Source organism: Photobacterium sp. TY1-4 (assembly GCF_025398175.1).
In the GTDB taxonomy this organism is placed as follows: Bacteria; Pseudomonadota; Gammaproteobacteria; order Enterobacterales; family Vibrionaceae; genus Photobacterium.
In genome coordinates, this window is sequence record NZ_CP099734.1 from 675309 (window position 1) to 695000 (window position 19692).

Annotated in this window: 11 protein-coding genes, 4 tRNA genes and 3 rRNA genes; 14 read left to right on the forward strand and 4 right to left on the reverse strand. The window is 51.3% G+C overall.

The genetic code is table 11. The annotated features are described in order from the left end of the window. The first annotated feature begins 17 nt into the window (after nt 1–17). The 11 genes from NH461_RS03330 (at nt 18) to NH461_RS03380 (ending at nt 11288) form a co-directional block, all read left to right on the forward strand. Nucleotides 18–1850, forward strand: coding sequence for an extracellular solute-binding protein (locus NH461_RS03330; protein WP_261601889.1), 1833 nt, complete (start codon nt 18–20; stop codon nt 1848–1850). Between the two features lie 10 nt (nt 1851–1860). Beyond that, nucleotides 1861–2739, forward strand: a complete 879-nt coding sequence (locus NH461_RS03335; protein WP_261601890.1) for an ABC transporter ATP-binding protein — start codon at nt 1861–1863, stop codon at nt 2737–2739. Between the two features lie 33 nt (nt 2740–2772). Further along, a complete protein-coding gene (locus tag NH461_RS03340; protein WP_261601891.1) occupies nt 2773–3621 on the forward strand; it encodes an ATP-binding cassette domain-containing protein in 849 nt (282 codons plus the stop codon). A gap of 417 nt (nt 3622–4038) precedes the next feature. Next, nucleotides 4039–5604: ribosomal RNA gene (locus tag NH461_RS03345) — 16S ribosomal RNA — on the forward strand. Nucleotides 5605–5677: 73 nt separating this feature from the next. Beyond that, nucleotides 5678–5754, forward strand: a tRNA-Ile gene (locus NH461_RS03350). 40 nt (nt 5755–5794) lie between these two features. Then, nucleotides 5795–5870: transfer RNA gene (locus NH461_RS03355), tRNA-Ala, on the forward strand. 292 nt (nt 5871–6162) lie between these two features. Then, nucleotides 6163–9051: ribosomal RNA gene (locus NH461_RS03360) — 23S ribosomal RNA — on the forward strand. Between the two features lie 149 nt (nt 9052–9200). Next, nucleotides 9201–9316 (forward strand): 5S ribosomal RNA (gene rrf / locus NH461_RS03365). Together the 16S, 23S and 5S rRNA genes with 4 tRNA genes alongside form the textbook arrangement of a ribosomal RNA operon. 56 nt (nt 9317–9372) lie before the next feature. Next, a tRNA-Asp gene (locus NH461_RS03370) sits at nt 9373–9449 on the forward strand. An 8-nt stretch (nt 9450–9457) separates the two neighbouring features. Further along, a tRNA-Trp gene (locus NH461_RS03375) sits at nt 9458–9534 on the forward strand. Nucleotides 9535–10487: 953 nt separating this feature from the next. Beyond that, complete coding sequence (locus tag NH461_RS03380; protein ID WP_261601892.1) at nt 10488–11288, forward strand: thioesterase family protein; 801 nt, start codon at nt 10488–10490, stop codon at nt 11286–11288. 225 nt (nt 11289–11513) lie between these two features. On the opposite strand, the gene NH461_RS03385 is transcribed toward NH461_RS03380, so the two are convergent. Both NH461_RS03385 and NH461_RS03390 read right to left on the reverse strand, forming a co-directional pair. Next, complete coding sequence (locus NH461_RS03385; protein ID WP_261601893.1) at nt 11514–13424, reverse strand: DUF3857 domain-containing transglutaminase family protein; 1911 nt, start codon at nt 13422–13424, stop codon at nt 11514–11516. Next, the gene (locus tag NH461_RS03390) at nt 13421–14500 is read right to left on the reverse strand and encodes a hypothetical protein (RefSeq protein ID WP_261601894.1); all 1080 of its coding nucleotides are present in this window, start codon (nt 14498–14500) and stop codon (nt 13421–13423) included. The genes NH461_RS03385 and NH461_RS03390 overlap by 4 nt, the downstream gene beginning before the upstream one ends. 583 nt (nt 14501–15083) lie before the next feature. On the opposite strand from NH461_RS03390, the gene NH461_RS03395 reads away from it, so the two are divergent. Both NH461_RS03395 and NH461_RS03400 read left to right on the forward strand, forming a co-directional pair. Next, nucleotides 15084–15419, forward strand: coding sequence for a DUF1904 domain-containing protein (locus NH461_RS03395; RefSeq protein WP_261601895.1), 336 nt, complete (start codon nt 15084–15086; stop codon nt 15417–15419). A gap of 82 nt (nt 15420–15501) precedes the next feature. Further along, the gene (locus tag NH461_RS03400) at nt 15502–16347 is read left to right on the forward strand and encodes an endonuclease/exonuclease/phosphatase family protein (protein WP_261601896.1); all 846 of its coding nucleotides are present in this window, start codon (nt 15502–15504) and stop codon (nt 16345–16347) included. 115 nt (nt 16348–16462) lie between these two features. Here NH461_RS03400 and NH461_RS03405 read toward each other — a convergent pair whose 3' ends face one another. Together NH461_RS03405 and gloB are read right to left on the reverse strand one after the other, a co-directional pair. Then, nucleotides 16463–18049, reverse strand: a complete 1587-nt coding sequence (locus tag NH461_RS03405) for a LysM peptidoglycan-binding domain-containing protein (RefSeq protein ID WP_261601897.1) — start codon at nt 18047–18049, stop codon at nt 16463–16465. A gap of 71 nt (nt 18050–18120) precedes the next feature. Further along, nucleotides 18121–18879, reverse strand: a complete 759-nt coding sequence (gene gloB / locus NH461_RS03410) for a hydroxyacylglutathione hydrolase (RefSeq protein WP_261601898.1) — start codon at nt 18877–18879, stop codon at nt 18121–18123. Nucleotides 18880–18918: 39 nt separating this feature from the next. Between gloB and NH461_RS03415 the strand changes: the two genes are divergently transcribed. After that, nucleotides 18919–19665, forward strand: coding sequence for a class I SAM-dependent methyltransferase (locus NH461_RS03415; RefSeq protein WP_261601899.1), 747 nt, complete (start codon nt 18919–18921; stop codon nt 19663–19665). The last annotated feature ends 27 nt before the right edge of the window (nt 19666–19692 follow it).

The following is a 19692-nucleotide window of genomic DNA, read 5'->3' on the forward strand; positions in this document are numbered from 1 at the left end:
TTCGACAGGATGTGAACATGAGAAGTCGAGAACTGTGGTTGTTTTGCCTGATGGTTTTGAGTTTCCGGCCTGCTTTGGCGGTGGACTTACCCCAGGATCTGGTCTGGATCTCCAATATGGAAGAGCCATTGTTTGCCTCCGAACAGGCCAAGCATGGCGGCACCCTGCACACGTTTATGGCCAGCTTTCCCCAAACGTTGCGCAGTGTCGGGCCGGATGCCAACTCAGGGTTGCGGCATTACTTTATGGACGGGACGCCGAAGCTGGCAGCCCGGCATCCGAATACCGGCAAGTGGATCCCGCAGTTGGCGCAGGCCTGGGCGTTTGGCGACGACCATCAAACCGTGTACTTCAAGCTCAACCCCGACGCCCGTTGGTCGGACGGTAAACCAATCACGGCAGATGACTATCTGTTTATGCTGACCTATTACCGCTCGAAGGACATCATCGATCCCTGGTATAACGACTTTTTTACCCACTCGATCAAGGCGGTCGAAAAATATGATGATGACACCATCGCGATCGTCTCTGGTACGCCGAAGAGTCAGGATGAGCTGATGGTGCAGATCAACCTGCCCAGTAATGGCCTGCAACCCCGCCCGGCCCATTTTTTCAAACCGAAGAAAGACGCCAACAAAGACGGCATCGATGATGATTTTGTCCGCCGTTATAACTTCAAGAGCGAGCCGACGGCCGGGGCGTATTACCTGTCTGACGTGAAGAAAGGGAAAAGCGTGACCTTCAAGCATGTCGGCGCGGACTGGTGGGGATACGGGAACCGTTATTACCGCAACCGCTATAACGTCGATCAGGTCCGGATTCGGGTGATCCGCGATAACGACATCGCACTGCGATATTTTGAAAAAGGCCAGCTCGATACCTTTGGCTTGATCCTGCCTTCCCTGTGGCATGAAAAGTCGGACAGCGAGCCGTATCGTAAAGGCTACATTCATAAATTTTGGGGCTACAACCAGGTGGCTCAAGGGGCGGGGGGATTGTGGATCAACACGGCCAAGCCGCTACTGGACAATCTGGCGATCCGGCAGGGGATCACCTACGCCACCGACTTTGACGGCATGATTCAGCATGTCCTGCGCGGGGATTATGTCCGTAAGCCTCATGGGCTGGGATTCGGACATGGGGAGTATGACCGCCCGGACAATCGCCCGCCACCATTTGATCCGAAGCTGGCGGCGAAGTACTTCACCGACGCCGGCTTTGACCGCATTGGTCCGGACGGGATCCGGATCAACCAGCAGGGGCAAAGGCTCAGTTTTGCCATTACCTACGGCTATCCGGTGTGGACCCCGCGTATTGCGTACTTAAAAGAGCAGGCCAAACAGGCCGGGCTGGAGTTTACCCTGAATCTGGTCGACGGCTCGGCGGCGTTTAAATACATCCTGGAGAAAAAGCACGATCTGGCTTTTTTGAATATGAGCGGCGGGGAAATCCCGGCTTACTGGGAATATCTGTATTCGGACAATGTGAAACCGCAAACCAATAATCACGCCAGTTACAGTTCGCCGGAGTTAGACCAACTGATTGATGCGTTTAAACGTGAATTTGATGTCCAGAAGCGTTACGAGCTGTCGCGCCGGATCCAGAAACTCGTCGCCGATGCTTTCATTATTGTGCCGGGTTATATGGTGCCCTATACCCGGGAAGCGCACTGGCGCTGGGTGAAATATCCGGATCCGGGCATGACCAAAAGAACCGAAGTGATGTTTTACCCGGTGGAATACGGCACCTTCTGGATTGATGAAGCGGTTAAGCAACAAACCCTTAAAGCCATGGAGGACGGCAAGACCTTTGAGCCAGTCACCGTGATTGACGACCGATTCAAGCTTTGAGGAAGTGCGTATGACGGATGATGTGATCCTGCGTGTCAGTGATCTCCATGCGGCGTTTATGACCGATGACGGTGTGACGCCGGTCTTGCATGGGGTGAATTTCGAGGTGCGCCGGGGCCGGACGCTCGGGCTGGTGGGGGAGTCCGGTTGCGGTAAGAGCGTGACGGCAATGTCCATTATGGGATTGCTGCCCAAGCCTTACGGGCGGATCACCCGGGGACAGGTGCTCTATCGCGGGACGGATCTGGTGACGTTGCCGCCGGGGGAGATGTACGCCATGCGGGGCAATCGGATTTCAGTGATTTTTCAGGATCCGATGACCGCACTCAATCCGGTTTACTCGGTTGGCCAGCAACTGGCTGAAGTATTGGCGCTGCATCGCCCGGAGCTGACGAAGAAAGACAGGCTGCGCCATTGCGTTGCATTGCTGGCGAAAGTGAAGATCCCCGAGCCGGAAACGCGGGTTCATGAGTATCCGCATCATTTATCCGGCGGCATGCGGCAGCGGGTGATGATTGCGATGGCCCTGGCGTGCCATCCCGATATCTTAATTTGTGATGAGCCGACAACCGCGCTGGATGTCACCGTTCAGGCTTCCATTCTGGACTTAATGCTGGATCTGCAACAGGAAACCGGCATGGCGATGATTTTTATCACCCATGATTTAGGCGTGGTGGCGGAGATCTGTGATGACGTTGCGGTGATGTATAACGGACGGATTGTCGAGCAGGCGGATGTCTTTACTTTATTTGATTGCCCTCAGCATCCTTATACGCAGCGGCTGCTTGGCCTGATGCCGGGCTTGGAGAGTGAGCCGAAGCAGCTGATTGACATTAAGCCGATTGATCCCGAGCTGTTTCCGGCGTTCCGGTCGCCGCAATCCGATTGATGGCGTGCTCGCGGCAGGTGAAGGAGAAGCGGGATGAAGACTGTGCTGCACGTAGAAAACCTCAAGCAACACTTTATTTCCGGTAAGGGGATTATTAAGAAAGGCTATACGGTAAAAGCCGTCGATGGGGTGAGCCTCTCGGTGGCCCGGGGGGAGACTCTGGGTCTGGTTGGTGAGTCCGGCTGCGGGAAAAGCTCGTTGGGGCGGGCGATATTGAAACTGCATGAGCCGACGGCGGGGCAGATCTTTTTTGAAGGTCAGGAGATCACCCATTGGACCGCCCGGCAAATGCGTCCCTTACGTCGGGAAATGCAGATGGTGTTTCAAGATCCGATGGAATCGCTGAATCCACGCCATACGGTGGGGATGATCCTAGAAGAGCCGTTTGCCATCCACCAAGTCGGCACGGCGAGCGAGCGGTTGGTATGGATCAAGGCGTTATTGGATAAAGTCGGCTTACCGGCAGCATCGGTTCATAAATATCCGCATGAGTTTTCCGGTGGTGAGCGCCAGCGTATCGGGATTGCCCGGGCGATTGCTTTAAAGCCCAAACTACTGATTTGTGATGAGTCCGTCTCTGCGCTGGATGTCTCCGTCCAGGCCCAGATTTTGAATCTGTTGCTTCAGCTACAAAGCGAGATGAATCTGGCGATGATTTTTATCTCGCATGATTTGTCTGTGGTTCGGAAGGTTTCCGATCGGGTAGCTGTCATGCACTTCGGGCAAATTATTGAGAGTGGAACAGTAGAAGAGCTCTATCATGCACCGCAGGCGGACTATACCAAAACCTTGTTATCTGCGATCCCTGTGACACATCCGAGGGACAGACGGCGAAAAAAGCCCCGAATGCTGGCTAAAGGACGTGCCGAGCATCAAATTTAGCGGATAACTGCATGTTGGGATGACAAAGTATGATGAAAAAACGACGGATTCAAATGATGTTGTTTGCTTTTTGTTCGCTTGGTAGGGGCTTGTCATAAAACCTGAAAAAAAGGATTGCGCTACTCTGAATACTCCCTATAATGCGCCTCCGTTGACACGATAAACGGTTCGCAAGAAACGTTGTGAAAACAAGTTCTTTAACAATTTGACCATGCAATCTGTGTGGGCACTCGTGAAATGATAGTCAAAACTTATTTGTCTTCGCTTTAAAAAGCGAAAGCAAACAGGTTATCAATGAACTGAGTGACCAAAACGACATAGCTTCGGCTATATCGGCACAGTCAATTTATTTTTGCTTCTGCTTTTTCTTAAAAAGCGGAAACAAGAAATCAGTATTCATTGAGCCAAAAAAATCTTTAATTGAAGAGTTTGATCATGGCTCAGATTGAACGCTGGCGGCAGGCCTAACACATGCAAGTCGAGCGGCAGCGACAACATTGACCCTTCGGGTGATTTGTTGGGCGGCGAGCGGCGGACGGGTGAGTAATGCCTGGGAATATGCCCTGATGTGGGGGATAACCATTGGAAACGATGGCTAATACCGCATAATCTCCTGTCTTTTACGAGATGGGAGCAAAGAGGGGGACCTTCGGGCCTCTCGCGTCAGGATTAGCCCAGGTGGGATTAGCTAGTAGGTGGGGTAACGGCTCACCTAGGCGACGATCCCTAGCTGGTCTGAGAGGATGATCAGCCACACTGGAACTGAGACACGGTCCAGACTCCTACGGGAGGCAGCAGTGGGGAATATTGCACAATGGGGGAAACCCTGATGCAGCCATGCCGCGTGTGTGAAGAAGGCCTTCGGGTTGTAAAGCACTTTCAGTCGTGAGGAAGGCGGCTAAGTTAATAGCTTAGTTGTTTGACGTTAGCGACAGAAGAAGCACCGGCTAACTCCGTGCCAGCAGCCGCGGTAATACGGAGGGTGCGAGCGTTAATCGGAATTACTGGGCGTAAAGCGCATGCAGGCGGCTTGTTAAGCCAGATGTGAAAGCCCGGGGCTCAACCTCGGAATCGCATTTGGAACTGGCAGGCTAGAGTCTTGTAGAGGGGGGTAGAATTTCAGGTGTAGCGGTGAAATGCGTAGAGATCTGAAGGAATACCGGTGGCGAAGGCGGCCCCCTGGACAAAGACTGACGCTCAGATGCGAAAGCGTGGGGAGCAAACAGGATTAGATACCCTGGTAGTCCACGCCGTAAACGATGTCTACTTGGAGGTTGGTGTCTTGAACACTGGCTTTCGGAGCTAACGCGTTAAGTAGACCGCCTGGGGAGTACGGTCGCAAGATTAAAACTCAAATGAATTGACGGGGGCCCGCACAAGCGGTGGAGCATGTGGTTTAATTCGATGCAACGCGAAGAACCTTACCTACTCTTGACATCCAGAGAACTTTCCAGAGATGGATTGGTGCCTTCGGGAACTCTGAGACAGGTGCTGCATGGCTGTCGTCAGCTCGTGTTGTGAAATGTTGGGTTAAGTCCCGCAACGAGCGCAACCCTTATCCTTGTTTGCCAGCACTTCGGGTGGGAACTCCAGGGAGACTGCCGGTGATAAACCGGAGGAAGGTGGGGACGACGTCAAGTCATCATGGCCCTTACGAGTAGGGCTACACACGTGCTACAATGGCGCATACAGAGGGCTGCAAGCTAGCGATAGTGAGCGAATCCCAAAAAGTGCGTCGTAGTCCGGATTGGAGTCTGCAACTCGACTCCATGAAGTCGGAATCGCTAGTAATCGTGGATCAGAATGCCACGGTGAATACGTTCCCGGGCCTTGTACACACCGCCCGTCACACCATGGGAGTGGGCTGCACCAGAAGTAGATAGCTTAACCTTCGGGAGGGCGTTTACCACGGTGTGGTTCATGACTGGGGTGAAGTCGTAACAAGGTAGCCCTAGGGGAACCTGGGGCTGGATCACCTCCTTAACGATATGACACATTGTTTGATGCAGTGTCCACACAGATTGCCTGGTTAAAATGTGAAGAGCGGAACGATGCTGGGTCTGTAGCTCAGGTGGTTAGAGCGCACCCCTGATAAGGGTGAGGTCGGTGGTTCAAGTCCACTCAGACCCACCACTTCCTGCCCAAGGGAAGCTGGTGAGGCATCGGAATCGTCGGGGCTATAGCTCAGCTGGGAGAGCGCCTGCCTTGCACGCAGGAGGTCAGCAGTTCGATCCTGCTTAGCTCCACCACTCTTTAAAAACATTCTGATGAGTGTGTTTAGAAAGTGGTTATCTGACGATAAACACATGCTCTTTAACAATCTGGAAAGCTGACTAGTAATTCGATTTTTAGGAATCGAAATTATTGTTTCTCGAAAGAGAAACGAGTTCTCAAACAATACACATTCAAGTGTCTTGTGTAAGTTTGTCTTCACTTTTCAAAGTGAAGACAGACAAAGAGTCCGGCAAAACAAACTAATCCATCTTTTACTCAGATGGAAACCTTGGTTGTTTGAACATATGAAACCTCTTGGGGTTGTATGGTTAAGTGACTAAGCGTACACGGTGGATGCCTGGGCAGTCAGAGGCGATGAAGGACGTACTAACTTGCGATAAGCGCAGATGAGGCAGTAAGAGCCACTTGAGTCTGCGATTTCCGAATGGGGAAACCCAGCTGCAGAAGCAGTTATCATTAAGTGAATACATAGCTTAATGAGGCGAACCGGGGGAACTGAAACATCTAAGTACCCCGAGGAAGAGAAATCAACCGAGATTCCGGCAGTAGCGGCGAGCGAAACCGGATTAGCCCTTAAGCTTTTTATGCGTCAGGTGAAGGCTCTGGAAAGTGCCGCGATACAGGGTGATAGCCCCGTAGCCGACAACGCATTTAAAGTGAAAACGAGTAGGACGGGACACGTGTTATCTTGTCTGAAGATGGGGGGACCATCCTCCAAGGCTAAATACTCCTGACTGACCGATAGTGAACCAGTACCGTGAGGGAAAGGCGAAAAGAACCCCTGTGAGGGGAGTGAAATAGAACCTGAAACCGTGTACGTACAAGCAGTAGGAGCACCTTCGTGGTGTGACTGCGTACCTTTTGTATAATGGGTCAGCGACTTAATTTCAGTAGCAAGGTTAACCATCTAGGGGAGCCGTAGGGAAACCGAGTCTTAACTGGGCGTGCAGTTGCTGGGATTAGACCCGAAACCAGGTGATCTAGCCATGGGCAGGTTGAAGGTGCGGTAACACGCACTGGAGGACCGAACCGACTAATGTTGAAAAATTAGCGGATGACTTGTGGCTAGGGGTGAAAGGCCAATCAAACCTGGAGATAGCTGGTTCTCCCCGAAAGCTATTTAGGTAGCGCCTCGGACGAATACTACTGGGGGTAGAGCACTGTTAAGGCTAGGGGGTCATCCCGACTTACCAACCCTTTGCAAACTCCGAATACCAGTAAGTACTATCCGGGAGACACACGGCGGGTGCTAACGTCCGTCGTGGAGAGGGAAACAACCCAGACCGCCAGCTAAGGTCCCAAAGTTATCGCTAAGTGGGAAACGATGTGGGAAGGCTCAGACAGCCAGGATGTTGGCTTAGAAGCAGCCATCATTTAAAGAAAGCGTAATAGCTCACTGGTCGAGTCGGCCTGCGCGGAAGATTTAACGGGGCTAAGCGATACACCGAAGCTGCGGCAATGCAATTTATTGTATTGGGTAGGGGAGCGTTCTGTAAGCCGTTGAAGGTGGTCTGTAAGGGCTGCTGGAGGTATCAGAAGTGCGAATGCTGACATGAGTAACGATAAAGGGGGTGAAAAACCTCCTCGCCGGAAGACCAAGGGTTCCTGTCCAACGTTAATCGGGGCAGGGTGAGTCGACCCCTAAGGCGAGGCCGAAAGGCGTAGTCGATGGGAAACGGGTTAATATTCCCGTACTTCTTACTATTGCGATGGGGGGACGGAGAAGGCTAGGTGGGCCTGGCGACGGTTGTCCAGGTTCAAGGGTGTAGGCTGATGGTTTAGGCAAATCCGGACCATCTCAAGGCTGAGACCCGATGTCGAGGTGCTACGGCACTGAAGTCATTGATGCCATGCTTCCGGGAAAAGCCTCTAAGCTTCAGATAGTAAGGAATCGTACCCCAAACCGACACAGGTGGTCGGGTAGAGAATACCAAGGCGCTTGAGAGAACTCGGGTGAAGGAACTAGGCAAAATGGTACCGTAACTTCGGGAGAAGGTACGCTCTTGACGGTGAAGTCCCTCGCGGATGGAGCTATTGAGAGTCGCAGATACCAGGTGGCTGCAACTGTTTATTAAAAACACAGCACTGTGCAAAATCGAAAGATGACGTATACGGTGTGACGCCTGCCCGGTGCCGGAAGGTTAATTGATGGGGTTATCTTCGGAGAAGCTCTTGATCGAAGCCCCGGTAAACGGCGGCCGTAACTATAACGGTCCTAAGGTAGCGAAATTCCTTGTCGGGTAAGTTCCGACCTGCACGAATGGCGTAATGATGGCCACGCTGTCTCCACCCGAGACTCAGTGAAATTGAAATCGCAGTGAAGATGCTGCGTACCCGCGGCTAGACGGAAAGACCCCGTGAACCTTTACTACAGCTTGGCACTGAACATTGACCCTACATGTGTAGGATAGGTGGGAGGCTTCGAAGCAGGTACGCCAGTATCTGTGGAGCCGTCCTTGAAATACCACCCTTGTAGTGTTGATGTTCTAACGTCGCCCCCTTATCGGGGGTGCGGACAGTGCCTGGTGGGTAGTTTGACTGGGGCGGTCTCCTCCCAAAGCGTAACGGAGGAGCACGAAGGTGGGCTAATCACGGTCGGACATCGTGAGGTTAGTGCAATGGCATAAGCCCGCTTGACTGCGAGAATGACGGTTCGAGCAGGTGCGAAAGCAGGTCATAGTGATCCGGTGGTTCTGAATGGAAGGGCCATCGCTCAACGGATAAAAGGTACTCCGGGGATAACAGGCTGATACCGCCCAAGAGTTCATATCGACGGCGGTGTTTGGCACCTCGATGTCGGCTCATCACATCCTGGGGCTGAAGTCGGTCCCAAGGGTATGGCTGTTCGCCATTTAAAGTGGTACGCGAGCTGGGTTTAGAACGTCGTGAGACAGTTCGGTCCCTATCTGCCGTGGGCGTTGGATGATTGAGAGGGGCTGCTCCTAGTACGAGAGGACCGGAGTGGACGAACCGCTGGTGTTCGGGTTGTGTCGCCAGACGCATTGCCCGGTAGCTAAGTTCGGAATCGATAACCGCTGAAAGCATCTAAGCGGGAAGCGAGCCTCAAGATGAGTCATCCCTAAGGCTTTAAGCCTTCTGAAGGGTTGTCGTAGACTACGACGTTGATAGGCAGGGTGTGTAAGCGCTGTGAGGCGTTGAGCTAACCTGTACTAATTGCCCGTGCGGCTTAACCATACAACACCCAAGGGGTTTTACGGACTCCACGAGCACTTGAATGCAGTGTTTGAGAAACTAGTTAACTTTTCCAGATTTAGTGTAGGGTCACATCGCTCCTTGCCATCCATGGCATCGCGATATTAGTGAATCCCTTCACGTCGAATTTGCTTGGCGACCATAGCGTTGCGGACCCACCTGATCCCATGCCGAACTCAGTAGTGAAACGCAGCAGCGCCGATGGTAGTGTGGGGCCTCCCCATGTGAGAGTAGGACATCGCCAGGCTTTGAACATCAACTTGATTGAAGCATCAACAGTAAGACTTCGATTAGGTGCCGTGTGGAGCGGTAGTTCAGTTGGTTAGAATACCGGCCTGTCACGCCGGGGGTCGCGGGTTCGAGTCCCGTCCGCTCCGCCACTCTTTCTAGGGGTGTAGCTCCAATTGGCAGAGCAGCGGATTCCAAATCCGCGTGTTGGGAGTTCGAATCTCTCCACCCCTGCCATATTTGAAACCTCAGCAGAAATGCTGAGGTTTTTTTGTATTTGCGCTGATTGGCAGAGCAGCGGATTCCCCTGATATTCAAAACAGCGCGTGTTGGGCGTTCGAATCTCCGGAATGCCGGCCCAGTCCCCCCAGCCACCTTTGAAACCTCAGACTGCGCGTCCCGGCAGAAATGCTGAGGTTTTTTTGTATTTGCGCTGATTGGCAGAGCAGCGGATTCCCCTGATATTCAAAACAGCGTGTGTTGGGCGTTCGAATCTCCGGAGTGCCGGCCCAGTCCCCCTGCCATCTTCTGAAGCCTCAGACTGCGCGTCCCGGCAGAAATGCTGAGTTTTTTGTTTTCGCGCCTAACGGCAGAACAGCGGATTCTCCTGATACTAAAAACAGCGCGTGTGGGCGTTGAATGTCCGGAATGCCCAGTCCACCCCGCCATATACGAAGCCTCAGAGTAGCGTCCCGGAGAGAGACTGGCGCTTTTTTGTGTCTAGCGTGATGAAAAATAGTACCTTTCCGATCTCATACCCATACCACCCATAGAAATTCGAAAATTCTCATCAAAATCGCTTCATACAGCTATCCAAATTAGCCTCTGGTACATATTTGTCTCTTCTGGTTTCATACCAATCACAGTAAGTCAGTGATCTGAAATAGCGCCGGAAAAACATTTGAGATCAAGGCAGGGTTTTTCGATAAGTAGCAAAAATTCTAACGCAGCTATCGAGTGTTTTAACAGGCTAGGATGACCAGTTTTTTACTACGATTGGTATCACTCCGTCGTGAGCTCAAACTGTGCTTGTGTACATCTAGGGCAAATATTGCCAACAAACACCCGGCATGGAAATTTGATACTTGGTGAGATCTGCTCATGATGAATTATATGCACAGTAGTTGATACTTTCTGCGCAGCTGGTACGATGAGGTTAATTTTGTAACAATTTCATAACAAGGGGTAGCATGGATATCGACACGCTGATTTCAAAAGCCAGGGAAATCGTAGGCACAGAAAAAACGATGGCACTTCCTCAATCTTGGGGACAAGGCAGAACAGTATTTGGGGGTGTTTCCGCCGCATTACTTTATACGGCAATGAAAAGTAAGATTCGTGATGGGAGACCTATACGGTCATTGACGACCAACTTTGTTGGCCCGCTGTTACTCGATACTCCTTTTTTGTTTGAAGTCGAAGTACTCAGAGAGGGGAAGAATGTAACTCAGGTAACAGCCAGAATCATCCAGGATGGTATGGTTGCCGTTATTCAACAGGGTTGCTTTGGCAATGAACGTTTTTCAAACATAGAAGTCCAAAATCATGCAAGCCATGACATAGACTTACCCGCCAAATGCCAAGGGGTACCTTTTATTGAGGGAGTTACACCTAATTTCCTGACGAATATTGATTTGTCTATTGCGAAAGGCGCGATGCCGTATAGTGGTGCAAATACCTCGCAGTTAGATGGTTGGATGCGCTTTAAAAATGAACCCGATAAAATGACGGATGCCCACTTAGTTTGCTTGATCGATGCTTGGCCACCAGCGGTGCTTCAAATGATGAAGAAACCCTCACCTGCAAGCACCATGATGTGGAATTTAGAATTTATTTATCCACATGATCAGTTTTCTACGAGAGATTGGTTTGCATATAAAGTTCAAACCAGGCAGGCAGCGGGAGGTTATGCTCACCTTGAGGCTGATATATGGGATGCGTCTGGAAATTTAGTTGCAATTAGTCGGCAGAGTGTCGCTATATTTGAGTAGCTAAAGGGACTGAATAAGAAAAAATATCCGTAACACATACATCTACCAATATCTATGAAGACTCTGATGTTACCCGCAGAGGAGTCTACATCTTCATCTGACGAAGCAAATGATTAACCTTTTGGGTTATCAAACACTCCCACAACAAGGCGCGGATATCGAGCATGAGATGTGGAAGCTGAGCAGGTTCTGCAACCTGCAGAGCCTGCTCCCTCAACAATGAGGTCAGTTCTTAGAGATGGGAGTTCCGTAGAAATGAATTAACGACTGCTTGGAGTAAGTGTTCAGTAGCTCGTTGAATCGCTTAATCTCTGTTGGTTGTATCGTTTGTGCTGGTATTTTTAAGCGAGTTAGTATCGTCAGTTTGGTTGGAGACACACGTTCAACCGTTCTTTCCATGGAGCCGAATGGATGATCGAAGTTCAGGGATGGCGGTAGATCCGTGAACTCCCATAAACCATTGGTATCATAATTGAACTCGGAGACGACATTGAGGCCGGGAAAGACTTCTTCATACCTTTCGTTACTGAGCCGGAGATCTGATAACTCGTCACGAATCCAGGCATCGTTTTCCATATAATTCAATGCTTCCTCTACTTTCAAAAAGGATGGCAAGGTTGCTTCAGAGGTAATGCTCAGGGTTTCGGCCATTTCGTCAAGCTGATCAATATTAAATGCCGGTTCCGCGAGTTCAGAGACGACATTGCGGTACTGTTTTTGCAAATATGCTTGCCGATCCGATTCATTATCTTGATAGAGATTGGAGCGGAGTGTGGATGCGTATTCGCCCGAGTATGTACGTTGTTGGATCTCTTCTTGTCCCCCCTGAGCATTGAATACAATATCAGTGCGGGTACCGAGTCGCCAGCGATAACGGCTTGTCTTCATGGGATGCGGAATATATCCACTTTCTAAAGGCAGGATGACTTTACCTTGAATCCAGGCCGGTGTGTGCTTCCAATGAGTTTGGGTATCTGTAGGATCCACACAGTATTCCTGGCCTTCCAAATTGAAACACACAATGACGTGGTTATATGCATTCATGGTCGGTACTAAGAATTTTCGGTCATCGGTCCTTTGGGTTGAAACGAGTACCAGCCTGGGGCTTAGCCCGCTTTTTTGCAATAAGGCTTTGAGTAAGACTGATTTGTCCTTACAGTCACCAAAACGATTTTCAATCGTTTCAGCAATCGTATGAGGCGTCATAGCATTACCATGCTCCGACATCGAGACGTAGCGAATATCTCTGGAGACAAAATCTAAAATATTGGCGATGTTTTCCTCGATTGAACGTGTTCCCCTGGTCAGCGAATCAGCGAGCGATACTAAACCGTCGGTGTTATTATTTGCCTCAGCCATCGCCTGAGATGCTTTTTCAATAACTTGTTTCCAGCTATCCAACACCCCGACAGAGACTCGACCAATATGATCGCGCCAGTACGCTTGATAGTCACCTTGATAGGCGGGCAGGTCGTCACCATGACAGGTCAGAGAGCGACCTTGCTGTTCGCAATGTACGCTTTCGGAGTCGGTTGCCCAGTTGATCTGCTGCGAGCTGTCCCAAGAGATATTTAGCCGGTAATGCTGAATTGGGTAATTGCCCTGCGTGTAAAGTTCTTCAGACCAGTCCGACTCCATCAGCCCACGTTGGGTAATCACTTCGTACTCCAAAACCGCGAAGCTGCCTTCGGCTAAACCTGGGAGAGCGAGAACGACTTCCTTGTCACTACTGAATGTATTGTATTCGTTTGTATCCAGTACTTGTGCCCGAGAAGGATCGATTTGCTTGATTTTGCCCTCTCGAGTGATCGAGGCCGCTGAGATTACCCGGAGGTTTTGAAAGCGAGGGTTGTAGTAAATACTCTGTGAGCCGTAATTTTCCGCATCGACGAACCTCGGGAAATAGTTCACGATCTTCTTGCGCATGGTGACGCTATCCGGCCCAATGTGGAATTGCGTATCCCGCAGCAGTTGCGTCATTTCCGTTGGCAGTTGATTGCTGGACAACAAATCAATGGCTTGCGATAGGTTGTTATCGGTAAGAGTCCAGCGTATATCCTCTTTATTTTCCGCATGTACATCAGCTGTAGATATACCAATCAGTATGAATAGCGTATGAATAAGTGTTACTTTCATTGTGCGGTGAACTCCCTGGCCATCGCCTGATAAGAATCAAGCCATTGCTTATACGTGTTATTGGGCGCAGATAAGACACCCAGCAGCTCATAGTTATGATCCTTGGTCTGGAGCAAAGTAATGAGTGCGGCTGATGGCGCTAAAGTCATGCTCCCTTTACACACGAGTTCAATTTTGAGGTTCATTGAACCTGGCACAAAACTTCGCGCTTCAGTACAGTGCGCGTCAGTGACGTTTTCCTTTACCCAGTCACGGCGTTGCCTCATGTGCTCATCAATGTCCTGGATATTATTGTTTTTAAATAGCAAGAAATAAGAGTTCGGGACGCCGTTCGTAAATTCGGTTAACGCCGTGCCATCGCTGTAACTGCCGGGCTCTACGCGATACCAGCCGTCTCCCCTGAAGGTCAGTGAAAAGCCTTCATTGTTCAAGCGATAAACTGAACCGCTGCTATGGTGTTCCAGTTTATCGACGAGAAATGGAGAGACTGAAGCGTAGGTGAATATACCCAATACTGTTGGAAATAAGATGATCACCAACACCCACTCGATGAAGGAGTAGCCACTTTGTTTTCCCTTGAACTCGACGTTATTCAAGCTGCGCTTTACATCGTTCATTCGGCTGGTGATTAAGACGAAAGAGAAGGTATAAACGAAGAAGAAAACGAACTCTAACCAAGAAGCCACAGCCCACTTAGATGACACAGAAAAAAAGAGTATCGAGAGAACAAAGCCCCAGGAACCAATGAAATAGCGGCGTCGGCTCCGTAGCGCAGTTTCTTGGTGTTCAAATTCTTCCAGCGTTTTTCCCAGCTTTTTCAGGGCAAATATTTGGAAAACTGCGATTAGCGGGGCAAAAAGCCATAGCCAGGGGATGAACTTGGATTTGGAAATTTGATTGAGTTCCTTAGCCCGACCGTAAAACCAAAAATTTGAATAAAATCCCAACGTACTGAACATCAGAAACCAGTCCCAGATCGCTGCTCTTGGCGCTCTGATGGTAACCGGCTCATGTCTTTCCGATTGGGATTCGGCTTCCTTGTTTATTTCGTAAGGCGTCGTGCTTATCTCTTGCATAGACGGGATCCAAGTCGATCTAAATGACTAAAAATAAAAAACATGCGTACCGACGGGCTGCTTTGAACAGACACAATCACACTGATGAACAAGGTTCTGGCGTGTGTTTTGAAGAAAGCATGATGAACAGAACAATAATCCTGAACAGCCCGCTAACTTGATGAAATATCAGGGAAGCTATATTAGCAAAGGTGCATCAAAACAGGAATCATATGGCATGCAAAGCTTGAGATTTGAAATCAATTGTCGAGCGGAGTGATTGATTGTAGCTGATCTGTCCCGGTCAACCTTCAGGTTGCTGTATATGAGCGAATGGGTTGAAGAACCTCAACATGGGGATGCGGTGGACACTTATCTTGGATCATTGGAGTTAAGCCCGTCCAGTACGTAATAATTTGCCCAAAGTGTGATCTTGGTTCAGGTTGTCGATTTCCTCCAGTCATCAAATCATTAGCGCCGGAACTACACCGCAGCGCCGAGTTTTGGCGGGAAATTTACCGGAGCAGGGGGAGAAATTACTGCGCTTGCGCTTATTTCGATGGTATCTTGTGGACTTTTAAGAGTCAGTGATTTGGGAGTCACCATGCCGCATCTGCGTTTTCGTGCCGTTGAATTTGATAATGTGAAGGCGATGTCCACCGCGTTGGTGGATGAACTTCAACCCTTGATGGCGTGTCCTCGAGAAGATTTCACCGTGGAGCATGTGTCAACCACCTTTATTTTTGATGGTGAAGTGTCTGATGCTTACCCATTTGTGGAAGTGCTGTGGTTTGACCGCGGCCAGGAAGTCCAGGATCAGGTCGCAGAGGTGATCACCCGGCAAGTCCGTGAGGAGCTGGAAGATACGGAATTAGATGTGGCGGTCATTTTTACCCCGCTATCGCCAGCCGCCTATTACGACAACGGAACTCACTATTAATTGATGATGTTCACGTCAGGGATGACGTTGATGGCCTGCGGGCCGTTTTGCTCTCTTTGCCTTTAAGCTGTAGGTCTTTGTGATGTCTCGATATTCTAAGGTTATTGCTGGTGTTGGTGTGGTCGCTGGTGCGTTGGGGGTCAGTGCGTTGAATCTTTCCTTCGACGTCTCTGAGGTGCCGGAGGTCAGCCAGAATGTGCTGGCGCCGCAGTTCTCCTACCAATGCATCGAGAGTGATATCGCCCTGCCGTTGGATCGGGATGGCCAACTGTCGGTATCCGTCTGGAATATCTATAAGCAACAGCGAGAGAGCTGGCGGGATGCCCTGGAGCAGTTCAGCCAGCGCAGCGAGCTGGTCCTCCTGCAGGAGGCAAGCCTGACGGCCGGACTCAAAGCCTATCTGGACGAGGCGCAATGGAAAGTCAGAATGGCGAATGCCTTCAAGTTTCTCAATACCCCGGCGGGGGTGATGAACCTGTCGACCGTGAATGCCAGAACCACCTGTGCTTACCTGGCCATGGAGCCCTGGCTGCGTCTGCCGAAGTCGGCCTTGCTGTCGGAGTTTAACCTCAGCAACGGCCAGACCCTGGTTGTGGTCAATTTACACGGGGTGAACTTTGCGCTTGGCCTTGAGGAGTATAAAGCGCAATTTCGCGCGTTAAAGAAAGTGCTGGATAATCACATCGGTCCGATTATTCTGGCCGGGGACTTTAATACCTGGCGTCAGGCGCGCCTGGATGTGGTTAATGCATTTGCGCAAAGTCTGGGGTTGGTGGATGTGACGCTCCGCCGGGATCAGCGGGTTAAGATCCTCGGCAAGCCGTTGGATCATTTGTATTATCGCGGGCTGGAGTTGGTTGATGCTCAGGCGCCGCAAACCAACGCATCGGATCATAACCCGATTATTGCCGATTTCAGATTACAGTAACGTCAGTCGCTCCGGTGATGGTAGGCAGGCTATCGAAAGCCATGGAATCGAAAAAGAAAAGGCTCAGCGTTTGGCGCTGAGCCTTTTTGTTGGGCTATAGAACGAGACGGAGCGATTAAGCGCTGACTTTGGTCACGTCAATGTAGAGTTTCAGCTTTTGTCCCGGCTTGAGGTATTTCTGATCCTGGATCTGGTTCCACTTCACGACATCAGATACTTTGACTTTATAACGCTGGGCAATGGCGCTCAGGTTATCACCGGAGCGAACCTGGTAGTACACCGTGCGGATCACTGCGCCGGCCTGGCTGTCTTTCCATAAAGTCAATTTCTGGCCGGCCCGGAGTGCTTTGCTTTTGCTGATGCCGTTCCATTTGGTGATCTGATCGATTGTCACCTTCTGGTTCCGGGCAATCGTCCACAGGCTGTCACCCGGCTTCACGGTGTAAGTCACCCGATAGCCGTTGCCATGGGTATTCCGGCTCCGGGATGCCAGGCGGTTGGCCAGCAGCTGCCCGTTGTCAGCCATAGCGACCGGGATCAGCAGGTGACGGCCGACCCGGATATTGGTGCCGGTCATATTGTTGGCCCGCTGGATCAGCTTGGTGGTGGTTTGGTGTTTCTGCGCCAGGACGCTGAGCGTGTCGCCGTTTTGGACTTGATAGCGCACCACCTTCATCCCTTGTTTGCCGTTGTCGACAAAGTTGGTCTGAAACTGCGCGGCGTGCTCGACAGGCAGCAGCAAATGATTCGGGCCATCCGGGGCGGTGGCCCAGTGGTTATAGGCCGGGTTCAAGCTTTGCAGCTCACTCAGTTTCAGGCCGGCGTACTGGGCGGCCATGGCCAGATCCATCTGCGTCCCGGGTTGGATCAGCTTGACGGCAGGTTTGTTGGCAACCTGAGGGATCTCGATCCCGTATTGCTCCTGATTGCGGATCACGTCGGCCACAGCCAGCAGTTTCGGCACATAGCCGCTGGTTTCTTTCGGCAGATCCAGCGACCAGAAGTCGGTTGGCTTACCGGCGCGCTTGTTGTTGCGAATGGCACGGAATACACGGCCTTCACCGGTGTTGTAGGCGGCCAGGGCATGCAGCCAGTTGCCATCAAATTTGCGATGGAGGTATTCCAGTAAGTCCAGGGCAGCCTCCGTTGAGGCGACGACATCACGACGGCCGTCATACCACCAGTTCTGTTGCAAGCCAAAACGGCGACCGGTATCGGGAATAATCTGCCACAAGCCTGCGGCCCGGCCATGGGAGTAGGCAAACTGATCAAAGGAGCTTTCGACTATCGGCAGCAGCGCGAGTTCCAGCGGCAGGTTACGCTTTTCAACTTCTTCGGTGATGTAGTACAGGAAAGGTTCGGCACGGTTGGCGACGGTTTTCAGGTGACCCGGATAGCGGAGGTACCAGTTCCGGTAATGGCGAACCTGCTGGTTATCCGGGATCGCCGTGGTGATCTGCATGGTGATCCGTTGCCAGAGATCGGCCTGCTCCTGAGGTGTCGGTACTTTGACCGGTGGCTTGACCGCTACCGTTGTACTGTCAGGTATTGGGGATGGCGTCGGGGTGAGCGGGACCTGCACTTGGGCAGGGGACTCATTGTTATTCGTGCCGTTGGTTTGCTCTTCTTCTGTATTTGTCGTATTTAAAATTTGGCAACCAGCCAGTAATAGCGCACTTGCTACAAAAAATCGGGACTTCATGGAACCTGCCTATAGCCAAAATAGTTGGAGATGATACTTGTCCAACGACCTTGGTTACAAGTGATGCAGGTTCAAAATTCATCTTTCCAGCGGCGCAGGGCAGCGAAGGTTTCCAGGTCGCTGTCATCAAATGCTTTATCTGCAACGGATTTTTTGATACTGGCCTGATCGCAGCGCAAGAAAGGATTGATCAGTTTTTCCTGGCGCAAGGTCGACGGGATGGTGCTGATCCCCTGGGCACGCCGGCGGCTGACGTCTTCCCGGTAACGTTGCAGGTGCGGATTGTCCTGCTCAGCGACCAGCGCAAAGGCCAGGTTACTGCTGGTGTATTCGTGCGCGCAGTACACTTCGGTTTCATCCGGTAGTGCGGCCAGTTTTTGCAGGGATTGAAACATTTGCTGTGGGGTACCTTCAAACAGGCGGCCGCAACCGGCGGAAAACAGGGTATCGCCGCAAAAGAGCTTGCCGTCGCCGACGTAGGCCACATGGCCGGCGGTATGGCCCGGCACGCCCAATACCATGAAGCGCTCTCCGAAAATTTCGACCTGGTCGCCGTCTTCGACCGTCTGGGAGACGCCCGGGATCGGTTCATTGACCGGGGCGACAATATTGGCATGCGGGAAGCGGCGTTTCAGCTCGCTGATCCCCCCGATATGATCGTGGTGGTGGTGAGTTACCAGAATGGCATCCAGGATCAGTTGCTCTTCCTCTAACACCTTGATAGCCGGGGTGGCATCCCCTGGGTCGACGAGCACGCAGTGATTCTCCGGACTGTGAATCAGCCAGATGTAATTGTCATTAAATGCAGGTATGCTTTTTACAGTCAGCATGAAAATGTCTCCAGCCTTGAAGGTGTTGAGCGATAACGTATGAAGCCTGCCCGTGTACTCACAGAGATAGATCCCCCATCTTCCTGGTCCCAGATCACCAATGGCGAATGGGCGGCTGAGCTACTTCAAGCGCAGCTTGATGAATGGTGGCCCAAGCTGTTTGGGTACCATATGCTCAAGCTGGGCGGGTTAAGCTGCGAGCTTGCCAGCGGCCATTGTAACATCCAGCATCAGATTTGCATTGATAAGTTCAATCCGCTTCATAACGTGATTGCGGAGCATTTAGCCTTGCCTTTCGTGGAGAAGTCCTTTGATGCCTGCGTGATCGCCCATCAATTTGATTATTGTCCGGATCCCCACGGTTTGCTGCGTGAGATTGACCGGGTGATGGTCGACGATGGCTATCTGTTGATCAGCGGTTCAAACCCGCTCAGCTGGCTGGGAGCGCGTGGTTTGCTGCCCTGGAATCGCAAGCGCTTCCCGTGGAAAGGGCGGATGTTTATGCCGATGCGGGTGAAAGACTGGCTGGGCGTCCTGAATTACGAAGTGGTGTTTCATGAAAATTTTGCGGTGTTGCCAGCCACCCGGCACCAGGCCTGTGCGGCCTGGGCAGAGAGTCTGCTGTCAGAGAACCTGGCGTCATTCGGCAGCCAGTATCTGATTGTCGCCCGTAAACGAACCTTTCCGCTCAAACCGATTAAGCCGACCTGGAAGCTTCGCCGGCAGCTGACCCCGTTGGGACTGAACTGCCGGACCAAAGCGAGCCAGAAGACGCAGAGCCAATAACAATAAACTAAACGTTTGTTCCGCTCG